Annotated in this window: 3 protein-coding genes; 1 reads left to right on the forward strand and 2 read right to left on the reverse strand. The window is 51.8% G+C overall.

The window, feature by feature from the left end:
- Positions 1 to 64 precede the first annotated feature (64 nt).
- The gene (locus tag AC2215_RS25930; RefSeq protein WP_486812927.1) at positions 65 to 436 is read right to left on the reverse strand and encodes an antibiotic biosynthesis monooxygenase; all 372 of its coding nucleotides are present in this window, start codon (positions 434 to 436) and stop codon (positions 65 to 67) included.
- A gap of 488 nt (positions 437 to 924) precedes the next feature.
- Here AC2215_RS25930 and AC2215_RS25935 point away from each other — a divergent pair, with 488 nt between their 5' ends.
- On the forward strand, positions 925 to 2,397 hold the full coding sequence (locus tag AC2215_RS25935; RefSeq protein WP_486812928.1) for an aldehyde dehydrogenase family protein: 1,473 nt from the start codon (positions 925 to 927) through the stop codon (positions 2,395 to 2,397).
- A gap of 120 nt (positions 2,398 to 2,517) precedes the next feature.
- On the opposite strand, the gene AC2215_RS25940 is transcribed toward AC2215_RS25935, so the two are convergent.
- Positions 2,518 to 6,105, reverse strand: a complete 3,588-nt coding sequence (locus AC2215_RS25940; protein ID WP_486812929.1) for a PAS domain S-box protein — start codon at positions 6,103 to 6,105, stop codon at positions 2,518 to 2,520.
- Between the last annotated feature and the right edge of the window lie 261 nt (positions 6,106 to 6,366).

Consider the following 6,366-nt stretch of genomic DNA (forward strand, 5'->3'; position numbering starts at 1 on the left):
TACGAAGACTTAGGACCTTTTCTTCAAAAGTAAATAGCTGATAGCTGAGTGCTGATTTCAAAACTTAGTTCAAGGTGACAACTTCCCTCTGAGGTCGAACATCCCGACGGGTATCCGGCGTACCGGTAATTTCGCTCGCAACCTCGTAAAAAGCCGTTGTAGGCGGCTCGACGAATAAATGGGACATTTGGCTGAGAATTGCGTTGTAAGCCTTGCTTTGATTGGCCTCCATCTCCTCTTGGCTTTCCCACAAAATCACCGCAATTCCTTTATCCGTTCCCGGTTCTTGCAGCAAATACGCCCCTTTAAAACCGTGGCGGTAAGTCGCAACGGCCCGATTGAATAATTCCTCGGCTTCTTGAAACCGACCGGGCTGGAATTCGCCTCGGGCAACGTAGGCAAATTTATGGGTGAGAAAATCTAGAAAATCGCTCATGTTCTGACCCTCCTTAACAATCTAAATCACAGTATCGTTCGTTCAAGTTTGAGGCAATCTAACCTGTAGAAATCTCAAAAGATATTGAGTGTCTTGAACCGATCGCTAGCCTTTCTTCAAACCTCAATTTTTGATTTTCCTTCACTCTATTTCACAACGCGGAGCTTTAGAACATCTTCTTAACTTTTTTTTAGAATCGAAATTTCTGGTGGGTGATAAATTAATTTTTTATAAATATTTCAACCAAACCTTAGAGAATAATTAAGATGAGAATACAGTTTTAAATAAATCGGTCTCTTTGACGGCGACAAGTACCGCCAGTACGTCAGAGTCAGGTCAAGCCAATGCTCGCTCGAACGTTTCGCTTCGGCGATGGGAGAACAACCCCAAAAACGGTAAAAATCGAGGGGGCAAGGGTTTGATGTGTTCCATCGATTGAAAACCCCAAGTTTAAATCGTCTCAAGAAATCTTGAGAAGGAGATAAAAAATGGTGATTGCCACCGCTCCAGAACAAAAAGTTAAAATCGGTTCGACCCAATTGCTCATTAACAATGAATGGGTAGAAAGTGCTTCGGGCAAACGCTTCGAGACCATCGACCCCGCCACGGGAGAGGTCATCTGCGATGTAGCTGAGGCGGATGCTCCCGATGTCGAGCGAGCCGTTGCCGCAGCCCGCGCGGCATTTGAGGGCGGGGATTGGTCGAAAATGTCGGCAACCCAACGAGGAGCATTGCTCTACAAACTCGCCGATTTGATGGAGGAAAATAAAGAAGAACTGGCGCGCTTAGAAACCCTCGACAACGGCAAACCCCTCAACGACTCCCTCAATGCCGACGTGCCATTGGCGATCGCCTGTTATCGCTACTACGCCGGTTGGGCCGATAAAGTCCAAGGCAAAACCATTCCCATCAACGGCCCCTACTTTTGCTACACCCGCCACGAACCCGTCGGCGTCGTCGGTCAGATTATTCCCTGGAACTTCCCGCTGTTGATGCAAGCGTGGAAACTCGCCCCCGCCTTAGCCACCGGCAATACCGTCGTCCTCAAAACCGCCGAGCAAACTCCCCTGTCCGCACTGCGGGTGGGAGAATTGATTCTCGAAGCCGGTTTTCCCCCCGGCGCGGTGAATATTTTATCGGGATACGGTCCCACGGCAGGTGCGGCGATCGCCCATCACATGGATGTGGATAAGGTGGCCTTTACCGGATCGACGGAAGTGGGACACCTGATTATGGAAGCCGCCGCTAAGAGCAATCTCAAGCGCGTCACCCTCGAACTCGGCGGCAAGAGTCCCAATATTATTTTTGCCGATGCCGACATGGAACAAGCACTTGCCGGGGCGCATTTCGGTTTGTTCTTCAACCAGGGACAGTGCTGCTGCGCCGGTTCGCGGCTGTTCGTGGAAGAAAAGTGCTACGACGAGTTCGTCGCTAAAACTGTCGAAGGTGCCGCCCGTCGCACTGTGGGGAATCCCTTCGATCCCAATACCATGCAGGGCCCCCAGGTGGATAAAGTCCAATTCGATCGGGTGATGGGTTACATCGAAACTGGGGTCCGGGAAGGAGCACAGATGCTTTGCGGGGGAACGCAAGTGGGCGATCGCGGCTACTTCATCAAACCCACGGTGTTTGCCGACGTGCAAGACGACATGACCATTGCCCGCGAAGAAATTTTCGGACCGGTGATGAGCATCATTAAATTCAAAGACATCGACGAAGTGGTGCGGCGCGCCAATAACACCATGTACGGTCTCGCGGCGGCGGTGTGGACGAAGGATATCGGCAAAGCCCACGCCATCGCCCATTCCGTCCGGGCGGGAACCGTTTGGGTAAACTGCTACGATGTCTTCGATGCCGCTGCTCCCTTCGGCGGATTCAAGCAGTCGGGTATGGGTCGCGAATTGGGTGAATACGGCTTGCAGCAGTACACCGAAGTGAAGACTGTGACGGTGAAGATGTAGGAGTTTTGGGAGCAGGGGGAGAGTGTAACGGACGGTGGACAATTGACAATTGGTTTCGTGGCGAAGCTCTTCCCCCTCTCCGTGTCACCGCGTCACCGTATCTCCCCATCTCCCCACACCCTACACCCCATTCCGAAAGGGAATTTCGATCGCAAATTCGGTTCCATTTCCGGGGGGGGAATAGCAGCTGAGCTGTCCTTGGTGTCGATCGACGACGATTTGATAGCTAATGCTCAATCCCAACCCCGTTCCTTGACCGACGGGTTTGGTGGTGAAAAAGGGATCGAACAGTTTCGCTCGCACCTCGTCGTCGATTCCCGGTCCGTTATCGCGAATGCGAATTAGGATGCGCCCGGTACCATCTCCTTTGCAAACGGCTTCCGTTTGAATGTGAATGGTGCTGGGCGTCTCTTTCATTTGAGCCTGAGTTCGGTGGCGATCGCGTTCTTCGAGGGCATCGATAGCGTTGCTCAAAATATTCATAAACACTTGATTGAGCTGTCCGGCGTAGCACTCGATGCGCGGTAGCTCTCCATAGTCTTTCATCACTTGAATGGCCGGTCGCCAGGATTGCGCTTTCAAGCGGGTTTGTAAAATCGTTAACGTACTCTCGATCCCTTCGTGTAAGTTAATGGCTTTGACTTCCGCTTCGTCCAATCGGGAGAAGGTGCGCAAGGATTTGACGATATCGCGAATGCGATCGGTTCCCACCGTCATCGATCGAAACAGTTTCGCGCAATCGTGCTTGAGAAACTCCACATCGAGTTCGTCGATCGCATCGGCAAGTTCTGGGGTGGGTTCGGGATAATGCTGTTGGTACAAGTCAATGACGCTCAGAAAGTCTTGAAAATACTCCTGGGCAAAGGTGATATTGCCGTGGATGAAACTGACGGGATTGTTGATTTCGTGAGCGACACCAGCCACCAATTGACCCAAACTCGACATTTTTTCATGTTGAACCAGTTGGGCTTGGGTGCGTTGCAACGTTTGTAGGGCTTGAGCCAATTCCTTGGCTCGGGTTTGGCTTTGGGCATACAAGTGGGCGCGATCGAGGGCAATGACAAGCTGAGCCACAATTGCTTCGAGCAATTCCACCTCATCTTCCGTCCAAGGACGAACGGTCCGAGCGTGAATGCAAGCCACGATACCCAACCGCCCGGAATTGGACAATACCGGCAACACCAACATCGATTGATTGCCCAACTGCCGCACAAACCCCCGAACATCCGCCTCTTCAATTTTTCGAACATCATCGATTTTTAGGGTTTTTCGCTCTAAGATGAGTGCTGATAGGGGTCCGAATGCCGCGACGGGATGGCGACCGACAAAACTGGGTAAATTAGGCGATCGAACTTCTTCCATCACATCCCAATACTCGCCATCGGGTTCGACGGTATGCCATGCAAAGTGACAGCGATCGACTTTGAGAAACCCTTGAATCTCCCGCACCGCTCGCTCGACAATCGTGCTAAAGTCCAGAGAATGGAGAATTTGTTGGGTCAGTTGGTTGAGCAGGTGCTCGCGCCCAGCCTGTTGTTGCAATTGTTGCCGGCTTTCTCGCAATGCAGTTTCGGCACGCATTCGTTCCATTTCCGCACCGACGCGCGTTGCAAAAAGCTGCAAAAGCGACTTCGCCAGATCGAGATCTTTTGGAAGCGGCTTGGTATCCATGAAACCCAAGTTGCCGATGGTTTTCCCCTGAGAATCGACAATCTTCAGCCCCAGATAGCTTCGCGAGCCTAATGTCGCCAGGGAGTCGGCATCGGGAAATCGCTCTTGCAAATTATCGGCAAAAATTCCCCAGCGTTCTTGAAACACAACCTGACAGGGAGTTCCGGCTAGGCTAAATTCGTAAGGCTCGATAAATTCCTCTCCCGTCCATAGAGCCAACATTCTCGACTGGCGATAGGAGTCATCCACCAATTCTGTGACAAATGCATATTGCACCTGGAAAATTTCTGCCAGATGTTGCACGCACGCCTGGAAAAATTCAGTTCCCGTTTTCGCCACCGTCCCTTCGACGATAAACCGCAAGGCATTTTCCTGACGCTTGCGATCGCGAATATCCTCGATGACTTTGACTAAATATTGCGCTTCCCCCCGCGCGTTCCGCACCAACTTGGTGGTGGTTTGCATCCAAATTCGCGTTCCATCCCGGTGCAAGTAGCGTTTTTCCTGGGAGTAGGTGGAAATCTGGTCCGAAAGCAAGGCTTGCAATAGCTCTTTCGTGGCAGCTCGATCTTCGAGGGCAATGGATTCCCAGTAAAGCATCGACTCTTGCAATTCTTCCTCGGCATACCCCAAACTATCGCACAACTTTTGGTTAGCCATCAGCCACCGACCGTCCAACCCGATCTTGGCAACCCCCACTGCGGCCTGCTCGAACAGGGAGCGGAATTGGGCTTCGCTCTCCCGCAGTGACGCTTCCATGGCTTTAAAATCAGTGATATCCGTCGCCACGCCGCAAAGGGCATAAGGTCGACCCGCTTCATCATCGAGGGCAAACTTGTGCGACCAAAAAATGCGGGTTCGATTTGCTTGGGGAACTTCTTCCTCCAACTCCAACGATTTTCGGGTTTCGAGCACCTCTCGATCGATCTGCTCGATTTGCGCGGCTGCTTCCGTTGGAAATAGGTCGTAGTCAGTTTTACCGTTAAATTCCTCCCGAGAAAGCCCGACAAAATCCGCGGCGGGTTGGTTAACCAGGATATACTGACCCTCGAGATTGAGATAGTCTTTAATGAAAATACAAGCGTTAGTGTTATCGACGATCGCCTGTAGTAATTGCTGTTGCTGCCTCAGTTTGGTTTCTGCGGCAATGCGATCGCCGATCTCTTTGAGGGTGCCTTGAACGGCGACGACATGACCATCTCGATCGCGCGACACCGAGATATTGGACACCACCCACCGCCAACTGCCATCTCGACATTTGTGGCGAAATTCATGGCTCTGAACCGATTCTCCAGTTTCGATCGCCCGCTCGAAAGAGAAGAGAACCTTGGGTAAATCTTCTGGATGTACCAGGGGGGCAAAGGAATCTCCCACATACTCCGAACGCTCGAAACCGAACATTTTCTCAAAAGCTGGAGAAAGATAGGTCAGCGTTCCATCCGGTTGGCAAGACCAGATCGTATCTTCGATATTTTCCACCAAACGACGATATTTTGCTTCGCTTCTTGCCAGTGCGGCTTCTGCGGCTTGCCGCTTTTCAATCTCCTGCTGGAGTTGGGCAACGGTTCGCTCTAACTCGGCAGTGCGTTCGAGAACTTTTGCCTCTAATTGAGTGTTGGCAGCTTGTAGGGCAAGTTCGGCTTGCTTGCGTCGGGTGACGACTTCTGTGAGCATAATAATGCCGCCGATCTCTCCAGTTGGGCTATACCAGGGACGCACTTCCCAATGCAACCAATCGATGCTGCCATCGGCGCGAGCGAACGCTTCCTCCTCGCAGCCTTCTACCGCACCGGCGAGGCAGCGTTGGTGAACGGCTTTCCATTGGGGGCTAATTTCGGGAAACACCTCATCGTGAGATAATCCGATCGTCGGACGATCGCCGAGTCCGTAATCCGAGCGCCAGCGTTGGCTCAGGGCAAGGTAGCGTAGTTGGTTATCGAAAATAGCGATCGCTGCTGGGGTATGCTCGATAGCCAAAGACAGGTACTGCGATCGCTCGTGAGTATTCGAGATCGGGGTATCGGTGCGATCGGACATAGAGCAGTTCGCGTTGGTATGGTTACAGATTTAGAAACCTGAGAATTCTTCTGAAGGGTTAGAGGAATTGCGTTTTAAAACCCTGTCCCCTTTCTCTATTTATAGCGGGATTGAGTTAGCTTAACGTCAGTTTTGCGACCGCGACGTCGACGGGATGCCGACTCTGGGTGAGATTCGGGCGGTTGGCAAGCCTCTTGATGAGCGAAGCGATCGCACTGGCTACATCTGGTTGCTGGGGAGCAAAGTACTTCATCCCGATTC

The sequence above is a fragment of the Zarconia sp. genome (assembly GCF_057467645.1).

Coding starts and splice junctions, on each gene's coding strand:
- AC2215_RS25940 (WP_486812929.1), bottom strand. CDS start 6,105: ATGTCCGATCGCACCGATACCCCGATCTCGAATACTCACGAGCGATCG.
- AC2215_RS25930 (WP_486812927.1), bottom strand. CDS start 436: ATGAGCGATTTTCTAGATTTTCTCACCCATAAATTTGCCTACGTTGCC.
- AC2215_RS25935 (WP_486812928.1), top strand. CDS start 925: ATGGTGATTGCCACCGCTCCAGAACAAAAAGTTAAAATCGGTTCGACC.